Genomic DNA, 16,251 nt, shown 5'->3' on the forward strand with positions numbered 1-16,251 from the left:
AGCGATCAAGCGATCAAGCGATTAGTTGAGGTATTTTGCGAGACTTTAGTGCACGCCTGGCCACCGCCGACGAGATGGAAAAGTGGGACAGCCACGTACAGTCCAACCCGTGCGGCGGGAATGTGCTGCAGTCCGCTTCCTACGCGGAGGTCAAGTCACACCACGGCTGGAATCCCATCCATCTGGTGTTCACGGGCCGCGGCTATACGACGTACAACCTGGCCATTGAGAAGAAGGTGCCGGGACTGGGCAGCCTCTGGTACCTCATCAAGGGCCCGGACGTGGCGGATCCGTCCCACGTTGCCGAAGTCCTCGACGCGCTGCGCCTGTTCATCAAGGAATCCAAGCGGAACGTGTTCGCCGTCAAGGTGGAGCCGGACATCGTGGACAGCCCAGAGGTGCGGGCGCAGTTCGAGGGCGCCGGGCTGGTCAAGACGTTCAATCTGCAGCCCAATGACTCCACGGCGCTGCTGGACACCACACCCGACACCGAGCAGCTGCTGAAGAACCTCTCCTCGCGCGGCCGCAACGCGGTCCGCCGGGCCATCCGCGAGGGGGCCGACGTGCGGCGGGTGGAGCCCACCGAAGAGAACATGCGTGTCATGTACAGGCTGATGAGCCATATCGAGGATCGATCCTCGGCGCGGATGCGTTCATATGAGTATTACCACCGCTTCTGGTCCAACTTCGTGGCGGCCGGCCAGGGCCGGTTCTACTTCGCTTTCGAAGAGGGCGAACCCACTGTGGGGGCTTTCGTCATCGCCTATGGCAAGAAGGGCACCTACAAGGACGGCGGCTCCAAACCCCGCCGGAACCAGTACGGCGACTCCCACCTGGTGCAGTGGACCGCGATTAATGAGCTGAAGGAAGACTTCGGCATTGAACAGTACGACTTCTGCGGAACGCCTCCCAGCGATCAGCTGAAAAACAAGGAACATCCCCATCACGGCCTTGGCCTGTTCAAGACCAGTTTCTCCAAGACCGTCACGGATTTCGTGGGTTGCTATGACCTGGTGCTTGATCCCGTGCGGTACAAGATCTGGAACACCATCGGCGAACGCGTGGCGCGGCAGATTTACTGGCGCCGGCACCAGCAGCCGTTCTACTAAACAGCAAGCGCGCCTGAACGGATTCAGGCCAACAGAGGCGAGAGGGTGAGTCCTTTGGAGAACACGTCCGATGCAGACCGCCGAGAGCCTGCGCAGAATCCCGATCCCAAGGTGGGGTTGATCCCGGTCATCCGGCAGGCCGGACCAGCCAAACCGGAACGGAACAACCAGCCTGAAAGGCAGAACAAGCCGGCGCAGGAAGAACCCGGGCAACCGGGGCAGACCGGGCCCGCGGCGGGAGGAAAAACGCCGGGAGGAAAAACGCCGGCCGGCAAGCCGCCGCGGCTTGCCATGCCCGGCAGGGCGCCGAAGACTCCCAAGGCACCGAAGGGTGCCGAAGGTCTGCCCACGGGACCGGCCGGCATGGGCCTGCGCAGCACCAAACCCAAGCCGCCGCCTCCCACCACCTCCGTCATGCAGTCCCCGGTCAAGGGAACGTCGGGCGGTCAGGGCTCCGGGCCGATCGCGCCGGCAGGGCAGCCGCAGCGTAAACCGAGGGCCCGCAAAACGGTGCCCGGCAGCCACCACCTTCAGCCCGGCAGCGCCAACGCCCAGCGGCAGGACCGCTCGTCGGCCGCCGCCAAACGAATGCTGCGCCGGCTCGTTCAGGGCGAAACGCCGCCCACCCAGGCGATGTCCATTGTGGAGCGCCTGGCCGGGTCGCCCTATGCCAACCCCCTGGTGCGCACGGGCGGTCCGGATGCATCGGCCCGCAAGACGCTTGACCTGGCCCTGGGCCTGGCCGAAACGATGTTCCGTTACGGTGCGGGCGCCCTTGAGGTGGAAACCGCCATCATCGCGGTGACTGCTGCGTTTGGACTGGACAGTATCGAGGTGGACATCACCAACCAGTCGGTGCTGCTGAACTATTCGCCCAAGGACCAGACGCCCATCACCGTAATGCGGGTGGTGCGTTCCTGGACCAACAACTATGCCGGCCTGGGACTGGTCCACCAGCTGGTGACGGACATTATCGACGGCGGCGTTTCCCGCGCCGAGGCATCCAACCGGCTGAATGAAATCATGCACAAGCCCAAGCCGTTTCCGCGCTGGGCGGTGACCTTCTCGACCGGTGCCTTCGCAGCCGCGATCGTGGGGTTCATCGGCGGCGGACCGCTGGCATCCGCTGTGGCCTTCATCAGCACCTTCCTGGTCAGCCTGCTGCAGCGGGTGCTTGGTCGCTGGCGTGTTCCGGACTTCTTCACCACGGCAGCCAGCGGGTTCGTGGTCACGGGCCTTGCGATGCTTTTCTGGTCCGTGGACGTGCCCATCTCCCCGGGGATTGTGGTTGCCGGAGGCATCCTGCTGCTGCTGCCCACCGGACGACTCGTCTCTGCGGTGCAGGATGCGATCAACGGGTTCCCGGTCACGGCTTCCGGACGTTTCCTGTCAGCGTTCCTGACCTTCGGAGCGCTGGTGGCGGGCATCGCCGTCGCGCTGGTGGTCGGAGCACTCCTGGGCGTGCCGCGCCTGGACGTGACGCAGGTGACGGGATCCCAGTATCCGTTTGCCGTGACCCTGCTGTTGCTGGCCGTGGCGCTGGGAACCATCTGCGTCGTGGAGCAGTCGCCCATGAATCTGGTGCTGCCCACAGTCCTGACCGGGCTGGCCGGTTTCCTCGTGTTCCAGCTCTCGGAACTGGTGGGCGTCGGTCCCCGGCTGACGCCGGCCGTTGCCGCCATCTTCATCGGCATGGTGGCACGGATGATTGCCCTGCGGCTGGGCGCTCCGCAGCTGATTGTGGCAGTGCCCGCCGTGCTCTTCCTGTTCCCGGGGCTCTCCATCTTCCGGGCAATGTACGGGCTCAGCATCGGTTCGGATGACATCACCCTTGGCGCGGTGGGCATCTTCAACGCGCTGACGGTGATTCTGGCGATCGCCGGCGGAGTGGTGTTCGGAGACAACCTGGCCAGGCCGCTGACCCGGAACCTTTCCGGCAACGACCGCCGGAACCGCCGCCGCTAGGCACGGCTGAGGCAGGCAGGACGCCACTGAGGCCAACAGAAACAGCCTGAGGGCCCCGGAACGCAGGATCTAGAGGATCTTGCCGACCGGGGTCCTTTTTTCTGCCTGGAATGCGTCCTCGGTCCGGCCTGCCGCCCAGTACCCGGACAGCGAAACCTGCCGGCGCTCCAGGCCCCGGGTGCCGAAAAAGACATCCCTCAGGGCCTTCATGGCTTCCCGCTCGCCGTGCGCGAAGACCTGGACATCGTTGCCCGTCCAGGGTGCGTCAGCTACGGCGGCGGCCAGCAGGCCGGTGTTTCCTGCCGGGAGGTCACCGCGGTACAGCCAGGTCACGGTGAACCCCGCCGGCATTTTCAGGGGCTGGCGGTCCTCGGGTCCGCCCACTTCCAGGAAAACCTGCCCGACGGCGGACGCCGGCAGCGATTCCAGCACGGCAGCCGTGGCAGGCAGCGCGGATTCATCGGCGGCAAACAGGTACCAGCCGGCGTCGGGATCGGGATTGAACGCTCCGCCGGGGCCGGTGAAGGCGAGGGGTTCACCGGCAACGGCGCGGGCCGCCCACGGACCGGCCAGGCCCTCGTCGCCGTGGACCACAAAGTCGATGGCGATCTCCCCGGCGGCGGCATCGACGCTGCGGACGGTGTAGGTGCGCGAGACCGGCCACTGCTCGCGCGGGAACTGCTCCCGCAGTGCAACAAGTTCCTCGGTTCCGTCCAAGGGCTTGCCATCGGGGCCGAACCAGATCTTGCAGTACGCGTCGGCAAAACCGTTGTCCGCAAAACGGGAGAAATTCGGGCCGCCGGCAATAATCCGCACCATGTGCGGCGTGAGCTGTTCCTTCCGCAGAACCTCCAGGGTCAGCAGCGGGCGGGCCCGTCGGGGAGCATCCTGCGCCGGCTTCGCGGCGGGCACGGAGGGGTCAGGCATGTGGTTCTCCTAGATCAAGGCGGTTTTCCTTACCGTATCGCGCCAACCGCCAGTCAACCGGCTGGGCGCCCTGCTGCTGCAGCAGTTCGTTGACCCGGCTGAACGGGCGCGATCCGAAGAATCCGCGCGATGCCGAAAGCGGACTGGGATGGGCTGATTCGATTCGGGGAACATCTTCCAACAGTGCAACGATGGACCGTGCGTCGTTGCCCCACAGCACGGCCACCAGCGGTGCCCGGCTGCCGTTCTCCAGCCGACGGGCGACGACGGCGCGTACCGCCAGCTCGGTAATCTGTTCCCATCCGCGTTTGCGGTGCGACCCCGCGCTTCCTGCGCGGACGGTCAGCACCCGGTTCAGCAGCAGCACGCCCTGGTCCGACCAGCCGCTGAGGTCACCGTGTGCGCACGGAGCAATTCCGAGGTCCGAGTGGAGTTCCTTGAAGATGTTGTTCAGACTTCGGGGCAGCGGGCGAACTGCCGGGTCCACGGAAAAGGACAACCCCACCGCGTGGCCGGGAGTCGGGTAGGGGTCCTGGCCAATCAGCAGGACTTTGACCTCCGAAAGCGGGCGGGAGAATGCCCTGAGGACGTCATCCGGGGCCGGCAGGACGGTGTGGCCGGCGGCCCGCTCCTCCTGGAGGCCTGCGGCAATGCGCTGCAGTTCCTTGGTGGCAGGGGCCAGGGCTGACGCCCAATCCGGTGCCATGACGTCCGTCAATGCAGCGGGGGCGGCGAACGGGAAGGGGCGGTCACCGGGCAGATCAACGCCGGCCGGTTGAGCACCGGACACACGGGAACCGGCCTGCGGTGCATCAGGCGGCAGGGAAAAGAGCGTCGGCTCGCTGGAACTCACTCATCCAGCGTAGGTCGGATGCGGAGAACGGGCTATTCCGGGCCGGCGGGGGACTCAAATGACAGAGTTGTTATTCACCAACTAACATGGGGGTGAAACCGTCAACTATTGGGAGCGTTCCGTGGCCGAAACAACCGAAGCCTTCTCGCTGAACGGCGCGGTTGACCCCGACAGTCCGCTGGGGGAACAGGAACAGCAGATGCTGGCCCTGGAACGGGCCTGGTGGAAATACGCCGGCGCCAAGGAACAAGCCATCCGCGAACTGTTCGGCATGTCCGCCACCCGCTACTACCAGGTTCTCAACGCGCTGATCGATACCGAGGATGCCTTGGCTCACGATCCGATGCTGGTGAAGAGACTGCGTAGACTACGAACAACCCGTCAGCGCGCGCGCACCGCCCGTCGTTCAGGCTCTGACGTCTAGACCCGGCGCCACCTGAGACCAAGGACTGATACCTCACCATGAGCAAATACCCCCGGGATGAGTTCGACAAGGTTCCCGAGACATCGTCGCGTCAGGGCGTTCACAGGGAACGGCTGATCCCCTCACGCTCCGGCGGGCTGGGCCTGATCATCACGGTTGGCGTGCTTGCGCTGGTGCTCGGAGTGGCGGCCTACTTCGTCCTTCCCCGGCTGGGGATCGGAGCCGGCGACGGCGACACAGCGCCCGTCGCGAATTCCTCCGCCACCCAGGAGCCGCAAGAATCCCAGGAGCCGGCTGAATCTCAGGCCTCGGAGCCTGAGCAGAGTACGGAACCGACCCCCTCTGCCACCGCCGAGCCCAGCGTAGAACCCAGCGTTGAACCCACGCCGGAGGCCACAGCGGACCGGAGCCAGCCCGTGGTGGTGTTGAACGCCAGCGGAATCAGCGGCCTCGGAGCCAGCGTGTCGGCCCGGATAGGGGCGGATGGATGGACAACGGCACAGGTGGCGAACTGGGGCGGGCAGCCGCTGCAGGGATCGATCATTTTCTACAGCAGCGAAGATCAGCTGCCCAATGCGCAGGAGCTGTCGCAGCTGCTGGGGATCCCCACCATCGTTCAGTCTCCGGACTTTAGCCTCGTCACCGTGGTGCCCGGCCCGGGATTCCAATAAGGCCCCCGGCTTCCCCTCAACGAAAACGGGGGGGCGTCACTTTGCCTTTGCGTAAATACTCCATAACAATCCCGCCCGGCACCGGGGCAGAGGCAGCACGGTGGCTACAGTGAGTGCCAGCCAGGCCGTGCCGAATCCGGAAACGGGGCAGAAATAAGGCTCCACCCCCCGGACCCCGGTCCGAGCCGGCATGTTCCGCCATGAGCACCGTGGCGGGACCTACGCTCGCAACAAGGTGGGAGAGAGATCATGGCGCAGGGGATCGTCAAATGGTTTAACGGGGAAAAGGGCTACGGATTCATTACCGTGGACGAAGTTCAGACGGATGTTTTTGTGCACTGGTCCGCGATTCAGGCGTCCGGGTACCGCACCCTGGAAGAGGGCCAGCGTGTGGAGTTCGACATTGGCGAAGGCCAAAAGGGCCCGCAGGCGGAGGATGTCCGCGCCGTCTAGGGTCACGGAAGCTCCGGGACGGGTTGAGGATGGCTGTGACGCCGGCATCGAAGAGGCGTGATCGCTTGCACTCAGTGTGTGGGAGTGCTAATTATTGACTTAGCACTCTTGCCGGATGACTGCTAAAAGCAGTCGGCGTTGAGTGAAACAGCAAGCCACTGAGGTGAGGGCCTGCGGGCGCGTAAAAGAGATCGCGCCTGTTGGTCCGTCCGTCGCGGGCACCGCAGTCTGGAATGCAACATCTAAGCACCCAGCATGACTGTTCCGGAAGGACGAAAGCCGTTATGGCCAAGATCATTGCATTTGACGAAGAGGCACGCCGCGGCCTTGAGCGCGGATTGAACATCCTCGCCGACGCCGTGAAGGTTACCCTCGGCCCGCGTGGCCGCAACGTTGTCCTCGAAAAGAAGTGGGGCGCCCCCACGATCACCAATGACGGTGTTTCCATCGCCAAGGAGATCGAGCTCGACGATCCGTACGAAAAGATCGGCGCAGAGCTGGTCAAGGAAGTTGCCAAGAAGACTGACGATGTTGCCGGCGACGGTACCACCACGGCAACCGTTCTGGCCCAGGCACTGGTCAAGGAAGGCCTGCGCAACGTTGCTGCCGGCGCCGATCCGCTGAGCCTGAAGCGCGGCATCGAGAAGGCTGTCGAAGCCGTAACGGCCGAGCTGCTGTCCTCCGCCAAGGAGATCGAAACCAAGGAGCAGATTGCTGCCACGGCTTCCATCTCCGCCGGTGACCAGCAGATTGGCGACTTGATCGCCGAAGCGCTGGACAAGGTGGGCAAGGAAGGCGTCATCACCGTCGAAGAGTCCAACACCTTCGGCCTGGAGCTTGAGCTCACTGAAGGCATGCGCTTCGACAAGGGTTACATCTCCGGCTACTTCGTCACCGACGCCGAGCGCCAGGAAACGGTTCTGGAAGATCCGTACATCCTGATCGTGAACTCCAAGATCTCCAACGTGAAGGACCTCGTTGCCGTTCTCGAGAAGGTCATGCAGTCCGGCAAGCCGCTGCTGATCATCGCCGAAGACGTCGAAGGCGAAGCCCTCGCAACCCTGGTGGTCAACAAGATCCGCGGCACCTTCAAGTCCGTTGCCGTCAAGGCTCCGGGCTTCGGCGACCGCCGCAAGGCCCAGCTGGCTGACATTGCCATCCTCACCGGTGGCCAGGTCATCGCCGAGGAAGTCGGCCTGAAGCTGGAAAACGCCACGCTGGACCTGCTGGGCAAGGCCCGCAAGGTTGTAGTCACCAAGGATGAGACCACCATCGTGGAAGGCGCCGGTGACCCCGAGGAAATCGCGGGCCGCGTCAACCAGATCCGCGCCGAAATCGAGAACTCCGATTCCGATTACGACCGCGAGAAGCTGCAGGAACGCCTGGCCAAGCTGGCCGGCGGCGTTGCAGTCATCAAGGCCGGCGCTGCAACTGAAGTTGAGCTCAAGGAGCGCAAGCACCGCATTGAGGACGCTGTCCGCAACGCAAAGGCTGCCGTTGAAGAAGGCATCGTCGCCGGTGGCGGCGTGGCGCTCATCCAGGCCGGCCTGAAGGCTTTCGCAAACCTGAACCTCGAGGGCGACGAAGCAACGGGCGCCAACATCGTCCGCGTTGCCATCGACGCTCCGCTGAAGCAGATCGCCTTCAACGCCGGCATGGAGCCGGGCGTCGTTGTCGACAAGGTCCGCGGCCTGCCCGAGGGCTGGGGCCTGAACGCTGCTACGGGCGAGTACGAAGACCTGCTGGCTGCCGGCGTCAACGACCCGGTAAAGGTAACCCGCTCTGCCCTGCAGAACGCGGCCTCCATCGCCGGCCTGTTCCTCACCACCGAAGCAGTTGTTGCCGACAAGCCTGAAAAGGCTGCGCCGGCAATGGGCGGCGGCGACGACATGGGCGGCATGGGCGGTATGGGCGGCTTCTAGCAGCCCACCGATTCGTTCCCCAGGGCCACTCTGACCCCGCGGTGCGGATCACCATAACGCGGTTTTGAGAAGGCGCGGCACCTGCGGGTGCCGCGCCTTCCTGCTATGGGATGTACCCGTTCGGCGCCGAAACAGGGCTCAGCGCCGATAAGGACTCAGCGCCGAAACAGGGCTCAGAGCGCCGAACCAAGGCTCTCAGCGCCGGTAAGGACTCAGCGCCGAAAAAGGGCGGTGTTGGCTGCTTCGGTTTCGGCGTACTGCGCTGAGGCATGGCCCAGCGCCAGATTAATGCTGGCCAGGGACTCCTCGACTCTTGCCTGCGTGCTGCGCCAGTCGGCCACCAGGGACTGGAAGTTCGCTGATGCCTGCCCCTGCCAGGACTCGCTCAGGGACTGCAGCCCGGACTGCATCCGGTTGATGTCACACTGCAGCCGGTCGATGGTCCCGCGCACCTCTGCGCTTTTGGCGTCAAGGACCTCGCTGTCCACTGTTACCAGTGCCATGGTTGTCTCCGATCGAAGCTGTTGTAACTTTGGGGGTTATTGAGCTTTCGACGCTAGGCCGGCCGGAGCATCGAGGACGATCGTGCACGGAAGACTGTGGGCAACCCCGATCAAACACGACCGTCCCGCGCCCTGTGGAGGACCGGCAGCTGCGGAGCACAAATCTAGCCGTTGCCGGGCTCGTCCCGTTCGTCGTCGTCGAACTCTTCCGGGGCACGGTAGGGCAGACGGATGGACAGCGTGGCGCCGCCCCCTTCGGTTTCACTGAGGCGAACCGTGCCGTCATGCTGGGCCACCAGCGCTGCCACAATGGCCAGGCCCAGGCCGGTCCCGCCCGTTTCACGGTAGCGGGACGAATCGGCCCGGTAGAAGCGTTCAAAGACCCGTGCCGCGTCTTCTTCCGAGATGCCCGGTCCGTGATCGCGCACTTCAAGCACTGCGTCGGAACGGTTGTGGATGACCGGAGCCACCCCCACGGCAATCTCGATCGGGGACCCGTCAGGAGTGTAGCGCAGCGCATTGGTCATCAGGTTGGCCACAACCTGCCGCAGTCGTGCCTCGTCACCGAAGGTGGGAGCCGGACGCGGCTGCTGCCCGTCCAGGCCCACCACCCGGATGTCCCGCCCCGGAGCGCTGGCACGCGCGTCCATGGCCGCATCATTGCCCAGGAGCATCAGGTCCACCGGGGCGTATTCCAGCGGGCGCTGTTCATCAACACGGGCCAGGGTGAGCAGGTCTTCGACCAGCTGGCCCATCCGCTTGGCCTCACTCTCGATCCGGCCCATGGCGGCGCCGATCTCCTCGGGCTTCTGCAGTGCGCCGTGGCGGTACAGCTCGGAGAATCCACGAATCGTCACCAGCGGCGTGCGCAGCTCGTGGGATGCGTCCTGGACGAAGCGGCGCATCTTCTGTTCCGATTTGGTCCGGGCCGCAAACGCCGTTTCAATGTGGGCCAGCATGGCGTTCAGCGAGCGGGACAGCCGGCCGATCTCAGTGGCCGGGTTGCCCACGTCCACGCGCCGGGAAAGGTCTCCGGCGGCAATGGCCGCTGCGGTCTTCTCCACCTGGCTCAGCGGGCGGAACTGGCGGGTCACTGCCCAGTACGCGATGCCGGTTGCGCCCAGGGTGCCCAGCAGCCCCACCGAGAACACCAGCGAAGCTGCCTCATCCACCGTTGTGGCGACCGAATCGAGGGGAAGGGCCACCACAACGGAGCCGGGAGCATTCTCGAGAGCGAACACCCGCAGGCGCCAGCCCTTGCTGCCCGGTTCGGTACCGGGAACGGTCTGGCCCGCCTGATCGAGCTCCCGTACCCGCTGGGCGGTGTAGTGCGGTACAGCGGGCTTGTCGATGCGGGGGTCGGAGTGGGTCTCCGGTCCGTAGGAACCGTCATCCGCCAAGTAGAGACCGTAGAACTGGAACAGCGACGTATCACCGGCTTGGCCTTCGGACACGAGATAGCGCGATACGGCCGGAGCATTATCCTTGATTTCCGCGTCCAGGCGCGTCTCCAGGATCTGGCGCAGCACATAGATGGTGGCCAGCCCCGTGATGGTGACGGTGATGACCATCAGGACTGCCATGATGGCTACGAGCTGGGAGCGGAGCGAGGCAGATTTCCAGCGGCGGAGCAAGGCTTAGCGCTTCTCCGACGTCCGCAGCAGGTAACCCACCCCGCGCTTGGTCTGGATCAGGGCGGGCGCATCGGGGCTGCGGTCGATCTTTCGCCGCAGATAGGAAATGTAGGATTCGACGATGGATGCGTCGCCGTTGAAATCGTACTCCCAGACGTGGTCCAGGATCTGGGCCTTGGACAGCACCCGGTTGGGATTGAGCATCAGGTAACGGAGCAGCTTGAACTCGGTGGGGGAGAGGTCAATGGTCACGCCGCCGCGGCGGACCTCATGGGCGTCGTCGTCCAGCTCCAGGTCGTCCACGCGGATGACTGCGTCGTCATCGTCGAGCGGCTGGGTGCGCCGCAGGACAGCACGGATGCGCGCCACCACTTCGTCGAGGCTGAACGGCTTGGTGACGTAGTCGTCCCCGCCCACGGTCAGCCCGGTGACCTTGTCCTCGGTGTCATCCCGGGCCGTCAGGAAAACCACCGGGAAGTGCCGCCCGGCCGCCCGCAGGCGCCGGGTGAGCGTGAAACCGTCCATGTCCGGCAGCATGACGTCCAGAACCGCAAGGTCCGGGGCATGCTCCTCGACGGCGGCCAGGGCCTCGCGCCCGTTTGCTGCGGCAACGACGTCGAAACCGGCGAAGCGCAGGGAGGTGGAAAGGAGTTCGCGAATGTTGGGCTCGTCGTCAACGACCAGGAGCCGGGCTTCAGGTCCGGATGATTTGTTCACTGCACCAGTTTCTTACATTTAGCTGTGCGTTGTCTGTAGGCAATCAGGACATTGCCTGGCAGCCACCAGGGAAATGTCAGACCGGCTTCTCGATGTCAGCGGCGTCCAGGATGGAGTAAGCGTAGCCCTGCTCGGCCAGGAACCGCTGCCGCTTGGCCGCAAAGTCCTGGTCCAGGGTGTCCCGGGCCACCACGGTGTAGAAGTGCGCTGCCTTGCCGTCGGCCTTGGGCCGCAGCAGCCGCCCGAGGCGCTGTGCCTCCTCCTGCCGGGACCCGAAGGACCCGGACACCTGCACGGCTACAGACGCTTCCGGCAGATCGATGGAGAAGTTGGCAACCTTGGAAACCACCAGCGTGGTCAGCTTTCCCTCGCGGAACTCGTTGAACAGCCGCTGGCGTTCCTTCACGGGGGTGTCGCCCTTGATCACGGGTGCGTCCAGGCGCTCCGCAAGCTCGTCCAGCTGGTCCAGGTACTGCCCGATCACGAGGGTCTGCTCGCCGGCATGCCGGCGGACCAGCTGCTCGACGACTCCGGTTTTGGTTTCCGACGTCGAGCACAGCCGGTACTTGTCGCCGTCGTCCGCCATGGCATACGCGACCCGCTCGTCCCGTGGCAGGTCCACCCGAACTTCGATGCATTCCGCAGGCGCAATGTAACCCTGCGCTTCGATGTCCTTCCACGGCGCGTCGTAGCGCTTGGGCCCGATCAGGGAGAAAACCTCACCTTCGCGTCCATCCTCGCGCACCAGCGTGGCGGTGAGTCCGAGCCGCCGCCGGGCCTGCAGATCAGCGGTCATCCGGAAGATCGGTGCCGGCAGGAGATGCACCTCGTCGTAGATGATCAGGCCCCAGTCATTGGCGTCCAGCAGGTCCAGGTGCGGATACAGGCCGCCGCGTTTGAGCGTGAGGACCTGGTAGGTGGCGATGGTGACGGGACGGATTTCCTTGACCGCACCGGAGTATTCGCCGATCTCGTCCTCGGTCAGCGAGGTGCGCTTAAGGAGCTCATCTTTCCACTGCCGGGCGGAGACCGTGTTGGTCACCAGGATCAGCGTGGTGGTGGAGCTGGTCGCCATGGCTGCGGCGCCCACGAGGGTTTTGCCGGCTCCACAGGGCAGGACGACGACGCCGGACCCGCCGGCCCAGAAGTTCTCGGTGGCCAGCTTCTGGTAGGGACGCAGCGACCAGCCGTCCTCATTGAGCAGAATGGGATGCGGAGTGCCGTCCACATATCCGGCCAGGTCCTCGGCCGGCCAGCCGAGCTTCAGCAGCAGCTGCTTGAGCTGGCCGCGCATCGCAGACTGCACCACCACGGTTTCGCCGTCGATCCTCGGGCCGAGCAGGGGCTGGATTTTCTTGGCATGCATCACTTCTTCGAGCACCGGATAGTCGGTGGTGCGCAGCACCAATCCGTGCTGGGGGTCCTTCTCCAGCCGCAGCCGCCCGTACCGGGACATGGTTTCCTCGATGTCCACCAGCAGGGAGTGCGGCACGGGGAAGCGGGAGTAGGTGAGAAGGGTGTTCAGGACCTGCTCGGCGTCGAGCCCCGCGGCCCGCGCGTTCCACAGCCCCAGCGGGGTCAACCGGTAGCTGTGGATGTGTTCAGGGGCGCGCTCCAATTCGGCAAAGGCGGCGATGGCGTGCCTGGCCTCCGTAGCCTGGGCATGATCCACCTCCAGCAGAATGGTCTTATCACTCTGGACAATCAACGGTCCGTCAGCCATGCGCCGGGGTATCCTCCACTATTTCAACATCCATGATTCGGTGCACCGACACCACTCGCTCCACGTCGCGGCGCGGGTCGAAAACCCGCACCCGTCCGTCGGTGACTGATAAGGGAACGAATATTTCCTGCCGCTGATTCCCCTGGCCGTCGACGACGCCCATCCGGACCGAGCTGCGGGTGCGGATGGCTTCGCGCAGGATTTCCAGTCCTACCAGCGGCTGGCTTTCGCTGCGGCCGGCCACCGGCGGTCCCGAACCGCGGAGGGCAGCCAGCTGGTCCGCGATATCCTCGTCCGTCAGGTCCCAGGGATTGAGCCGTGTCCGCGACGACACCGGTACCGTCACCGGCGGATGCGCGTGGGATCCGGCCACGGGACGGGCTCGGCCCTCCAACGCAGGGGTGTAGCCGAGCTCGCGCAGGGTGTGGGACAGCTCCTGCGGGCTCGCGACCGAGCCAATGACAGTGGGTGACAGGCGTACAAGGCCCAGGGGTGCAGTGCCCGGATCGGCCATCAGCCCGGAGAGTCCGTCCTCGTCATCACTGCGCAGGTAGGACCCCATGGCACCCACACGGAGGCGGCCGTAGCGGGCGGCGGTGTCTTCCACCAGATATTTCAGCGGCTGAGGGACTTCAGTGGCGGAGTGTCTGTGCAGGAAGTCCAGGATTTCCGCTGCGCTCTGTCCGCCGTCCAGTGCCCGGCGCACGGAGTCAGCGGAAAAGCGGTAAATGGTGGCCGGCCCCTGGCCCTCGGCCACGGCGATGGCGGCGAGCTGCCGGGCGACGCCGGGCTCCAGATATCCGGGAGCGACAGCCGTCAGATCAGCCTGCAGCAGAAACGAGTTGAGCGGTTCCGGAAGCGCCTGGCGCAGGTATTCCAAAGCTGCGTCCCACTTCCCGGCGGCGACGGCGGCGCCCAACTCGGTGAGGGCGCCGGACCCCAGCAGGCCCAGTTGTGCAGCCTCCTTGAGGATGCCCGGAACAAGCCGCGCGAAGCGGCGCTGAAGCCGGGGCTGGTGCCACGTCAGGGCACTCACCAGGGCTTCTGCGTCGAGGGCTCCGGTGGCTCCCTCCTCAGCGGCGTCCTCCTCCAGCATGGCGGAGAGCATCTCCAGCGCCCGTTTGCGAACCAGGGGAGCGTCCGGCCGGGACGCCTCGGCTGCCAACGCGTTAATGGCTCCGCCGCCGGGCAGCGGGCTACCGACCAGGGAGGGCGCGCGGTCTGCTTCAAGCCATGCGGTGACCAGCTGCTTCCATTGCTCATGCCGGTCCAGGGTCAGCCAGGTTCCCTCCGTGACGCACCAGCGCGATGTGGTGACATCCAGGGACAGCAGGCCCGCCAGTGCAGCGAGTTCCAGCAGCCACGCGGTGGCGGGGATGTCAACGCGCAGCGCCTCCGAAACCCGGCGCACTTCCCGCACCCCCACTCCGCCTGAACGCAGAGTGCTGATGGGTGTTGAGGACGCCAGGCTCAGCAGCTCGGTGACCAGCCGCAGGGTTTCCGCCACTGCTCCGAAAGCCGCATTGTCACGAACACTGTTGGAGACACGGCGGGTTACCGGCGCGGGCGGTGAGAGTTTGAAATCGGAAACGATGACATGGCCGCGGGATGCCTGGCCCACCGGCCGGGGAAGCTCCACGTGCAGTGCATCCAGGGGAACCAGCAGGCCACGGGCCACCAGCCACTCCACCGGTGAGGGGGAAGGGTTGTCGAGCACGGCGCGTCCCAGTGCGGCCCTCTTCGGGATGGTGCCCACCGGGGAGTACTTGAAACGGCGGAGAAGCTCGAGGGTTTGGGGCGGGGCGTCCGAAATCAGCCGAGCCCATCCTGCCGGGTCTGAGACCAGATGGTGCAGCGAGTGCGCCGCCGTGGCCGGCGTGTCGGCTCTTTCCATGGAGATGCCGTTTTGGCGCAGCCCCTCCACGATGCCTACCAAGCGCTGGCCAAATTCCGGCTGCTGGACCGCCAGCGTGGAATAGGGGCGTCCCAAGCCTGCCGGGTAAGCCCCGAGTGCTTCGCCCAGTACGGAAACGGGCAGATAGAAGCGGCGTCCGGCGTCGGCTTTGGGCGCCCCGGGATGCGGGGTGGCACGCCTCAGCAGCGCAAGTGCATGCAGATGGTTCAGGATGGCATCCAGGGCCTTGATGGTGGATCCGGCGATGGCGCTTTTCAGCCAGGAGGCGGTGGTGCTGAGGTGCGAATCCTCGTTGGTCGTCAGGTCCACGGCTTCCAGGACCTGCAGTTCCGGTGAGGTGAGCTTCTCCAAAACGCGCTGCACGCTGATGCGCGTGGATGCACGGGCTGCGAGGGCCTGGAAATCCGGAACCGGGGGCAGGACCAAATCGGGTCTGGCCGCGAGCAATTCACGCAGCTGGTCGTCGCTGCGTGCAGCTAGATCTTCGGCTAAAGCGCGGATCGCGGACATCGTCTCCACGTTACCCGACCGGGAACCAAAACAAACGGCTTAGCCGCGTCGCCTGCGGCGGATTCCGTCAATTATTAGGCCTGCCATCAGGACGAATGCTGCCGGGAGCAAGTAAATGGCCCCCGCGGCGAATCCCGGCCAGACGCTTTCGCCGCGCAGTCCGGAGAGCAGGACGGCGCCCAGGCACAACAGCCCAACAACAGCCAGCAGTGCGGCCGTGCCCGTGAGGATTCGCCGCAGGGGAGAGCCCTCGGGAGCGGTGCGGTGCGGCGTCCTGCCGGGGGAAGGTGTGCTGGTGTCCATGGGCTTTAACGCTAACAGCGGAAACGGCGCCGTCCAAAGGTTAGGTACAGGGGAAGGATTACCCGGGCGGGATATTCTAAAGGGAACAGACTTCCCCGTAGTATCTCTCCCGTAGTATCTGGACAGCCAGTATCTGGAAGCAGTTCCCGGATGACCGGCACTGCGGGTTGCGGAACATTGCGGCAGTCAACTGCCGCACTCAATAGCTAAGAACGAGGTAACCGAAGTGCCCATCGGCAAGGTCAAGTGGTTCGACACTGGTAAAGGTTTTGGGTTTCTGGCCACGGACGAGGGTCAGGAAGTATTCCTTCATGCCTCGGCACTTCCGGCGGGCGTCACTGAGGTGAAGCCCGGTACCCGCATGGAGTTCGGCGTGGCCGACGGCCGTCGTGGACCGCAGGCGCTCTCGGCGCGGATCTTGGAAGCTCCGCCGTCGGTGGCGCGGGCCACGCGCAAGAGCGCGGATGACATGGCAGTCATTACGGAAGACCTTATTAAACTGTTGGATGCAGTCTCGAACGGCCTGCGCAAAGGCCGGTATCCGGACAAGAAGCATGCCACCAAGGTGGCGGCCGTTCTGCGTGCCGTCGCCGATGATCTGGACGTATAAGGCGGAACAGCT

At 65.0% G+C, this 16,251-nt stretch carries 15 protein-coding genes; 7 read left to right on the forward strand and 8 right to left on the reverse strand.

Annotated features, from left to right (window positions below; genetic code table 11):
* Positions 1-35 precede the first annotated feature (35 nt).
* On the forward strand, positions 36-1,109 hold the full coding sequence (locus tag MUG94_RS02425) for a lipid II:glycine glycyltransferase FemX (protein ID WP_227909041.1): 1,074 nt from the start codon (positions 36-38) through the stop codon (positions 1,107-1,109).
* Between the two features lie 45 nt (positions 1,110-1,154).
* Positions 1,155-3,074 carry a threonine/serine exporter family protein gene (locus tag MUG94_RS02430; protein WP_341482175.1) on the forward strand — a complete coding sequence of 640 codons (1,920 nt, stop codon included), beginning with the start codon at positions 1,155-1,157 and terminating at the stop codon, positions 3,072-3,074.
* 69 nt (positions 3,075-3,143) lie between these two features.
* On the opposite strand, the gene MUG94_RS02435 is transcribed toward MUG94_RS02430, so the two are convergent.
* On the reverse strand, positions 3,144-3,986 hold the full coding sequence (locus tag MUG94_RS02435) for a siderophore-interacting protein (protein WP_423724462.1): 843 nt from the start codon (positions 3,984-3,986) through the stop codon (positions 3,144-3,146).
* Between the two features lie 7 nt (positions 3,987-3,993).
* Positions 3,994-4,854 carry a uracil-DNA glycosylase gene (locus MUG94_RS02440; RefSeq protein WP_423724453.1) on the reverse strand — a complete coding sequence of 287 codons (861 nt, stop codon included), beginning with the start codon at positions 4,852-4,854 and terminating at the stop codon, positions 3,994-3,996.
* 121 nt (positions 4,855-4,975) lie between these two features.
* On the opposite strand from MUG94_RS02440, the gene MUG94_RS02445 reads away from it, so the two are divergent.
* The 4 genes from MUG94_RS02445 to groL all read left to right on the forward strand — a co-directional run bounded on the left by MUG94_RS02445 (position 4,976) and on the right by groL (position 8,324).
* The gene (locus MUG94_RS02445; protein WP_227909039.1) at positions 4,976-5,278 is read left to right on the forward strand and encodes a DUF3263 domain-containing protein; all 303 of its coding nucleotides are present in this window, start codon (positions 4,976-4,978) and stop codon (positions 5,276-5,278) included.
* 38 nt (positions 5,279-5,316) lie between these two features.
* A complete protein-coding gene (locus MUG94_RS02450) occupies positions 5,317-5,949 on the forward strand; it encodes a LytR C-terminal domain-containing protein (RefSeq protein ID WP_227909038.1) in 633 nt (210 codons plus the stop codon).
* 249 nt (positions 5,950-6,198) lie between these two features.
* Entirely contained in the window at positions 6,199-6,402 is a 204-nt protein-coding gene (locus MUG94_RS02455) for a cold-shock protein (protein ID WP_227892593.1), read from the forward strand.
* A 284-nt stretch (positions 6,403-6,686) separates the two neighbouring features.
* Positions 6,687-8,324: a chaperonin GroEL gene (gene groL, locus MUG94_RS02460; RefSeq protein WP_227892594.1), complete on the forward strand. Its 1,638-nt coding sequence runs from the start codon at positions 6,687-6,689 to the stop codon at positions 8,322-8,324.
* A gap of 212 nt (positions 8,325-8,536) precedes the next feature.
* Here the strand turns inward: groL and MUG94_RS02465 are convergent, their stop codons facing one another.
* From MUG94_RS02465 to MUG94_RS02490, 6 genes are all read right to left on the reverse strand, one after another.
* Positions 8,537-8,827, reverse strand: a complete 291-nt coding sequence (locus tag MUG94_RS02465) for a WXG100 family type VII secretion target (protein ID WP_227909032.1) — start codon at positions 8,825-8,827, stop codon at positions 8,537-8,539.
* A gap of 164 nt (positions 8,828-8,991) precedes the next feature.
* Positions 8,992-10,410 (reverse strand): sensor histidine kinase, encoded by a 1,419-nt coding sequence (locus MUG94_RS02470; RefSeq protein ID WP_227909031.1) that lies wholly within the window; start codon positions 10,408-10,410, stop codon positions 8,992-8,994.
* 54 nt (positions 10,411-10,464) lie between these two features.
* Entirely contained in the window at positions 10,465-11,178 is a 714-nt protein-coding gene (locus tag MUG94_RS02475; protein ID WP_227892600.1) for a response regulator transcription factor, read from the reverse strand.
* A 76-nt stretch (positions 11,179-11,254) separates the two neighbouring features.
* The gene (locus tag MUG94_RS02480; protein ID WP_227909030.1) at positions 11,255-12,901 is read right to left on the reverse strand and encodes a DNA repair helicase XPB; all 1,647 of its coding nucleotides are present in this window, start codon (positions 12,899-12,901) and stop codon (positions 11,255-11,257) included.
* Positions 12,894-15,326: a helicase-associated domain-containing protein gene (locus MUG94_RS02485; RefSeq protein ID WP_227909029.1), complete on the reverse strand. Its 2,433-nt coding sequence runs from the start codon at positions 15,324-15,326 to the stop codon at positions 12,894-12,896. The genes MUG94_RS02480 and MUG94_RS02485 overlap by 8 nt, the downstream gene beginning before the upstream one ends.
* Positions 15,327-15,365: 39 nt before the next feature.
* On the reverse strand, positions 15,366-15,629 hold the full coding sequence (locus tag MUG94_RS02490; protein WP_227909028.1) for a hypothetical protein: 264 nt from the start codon (positions 15,627-15,629) through the stop codon (positions 15,366-15,368).
* 226 nt (positions 15,630-15,855) lie between these two features.
* Here MUG94_RS02490 and MUG94_RS02495 point away from each other — a divergent pair, with 226 nt between their 5' ends.
* Complete coding sequence (locus tag MUG94_RS02495) at positions 15,856-16,239, forward strand: cold-shock protein (RefSeq protein WP_210231717.1); 384 nt, start codon at positions 15,856-15,858, stop codon at positions 16,237-16,239.
* Positions 16,240-16,251: the final 12 nt, after the last annotated feature.

This window comes from Arthrobacter gengyunqii, assembly GCF_023022985.1.
Taxonomy (GTDB): Bacteria; Actinomycetota; Actinomycetes; order Actinomycetales; family Micrococcaceae; genus Arthrobacter_B; species Arthrobacter_B gengyunqii.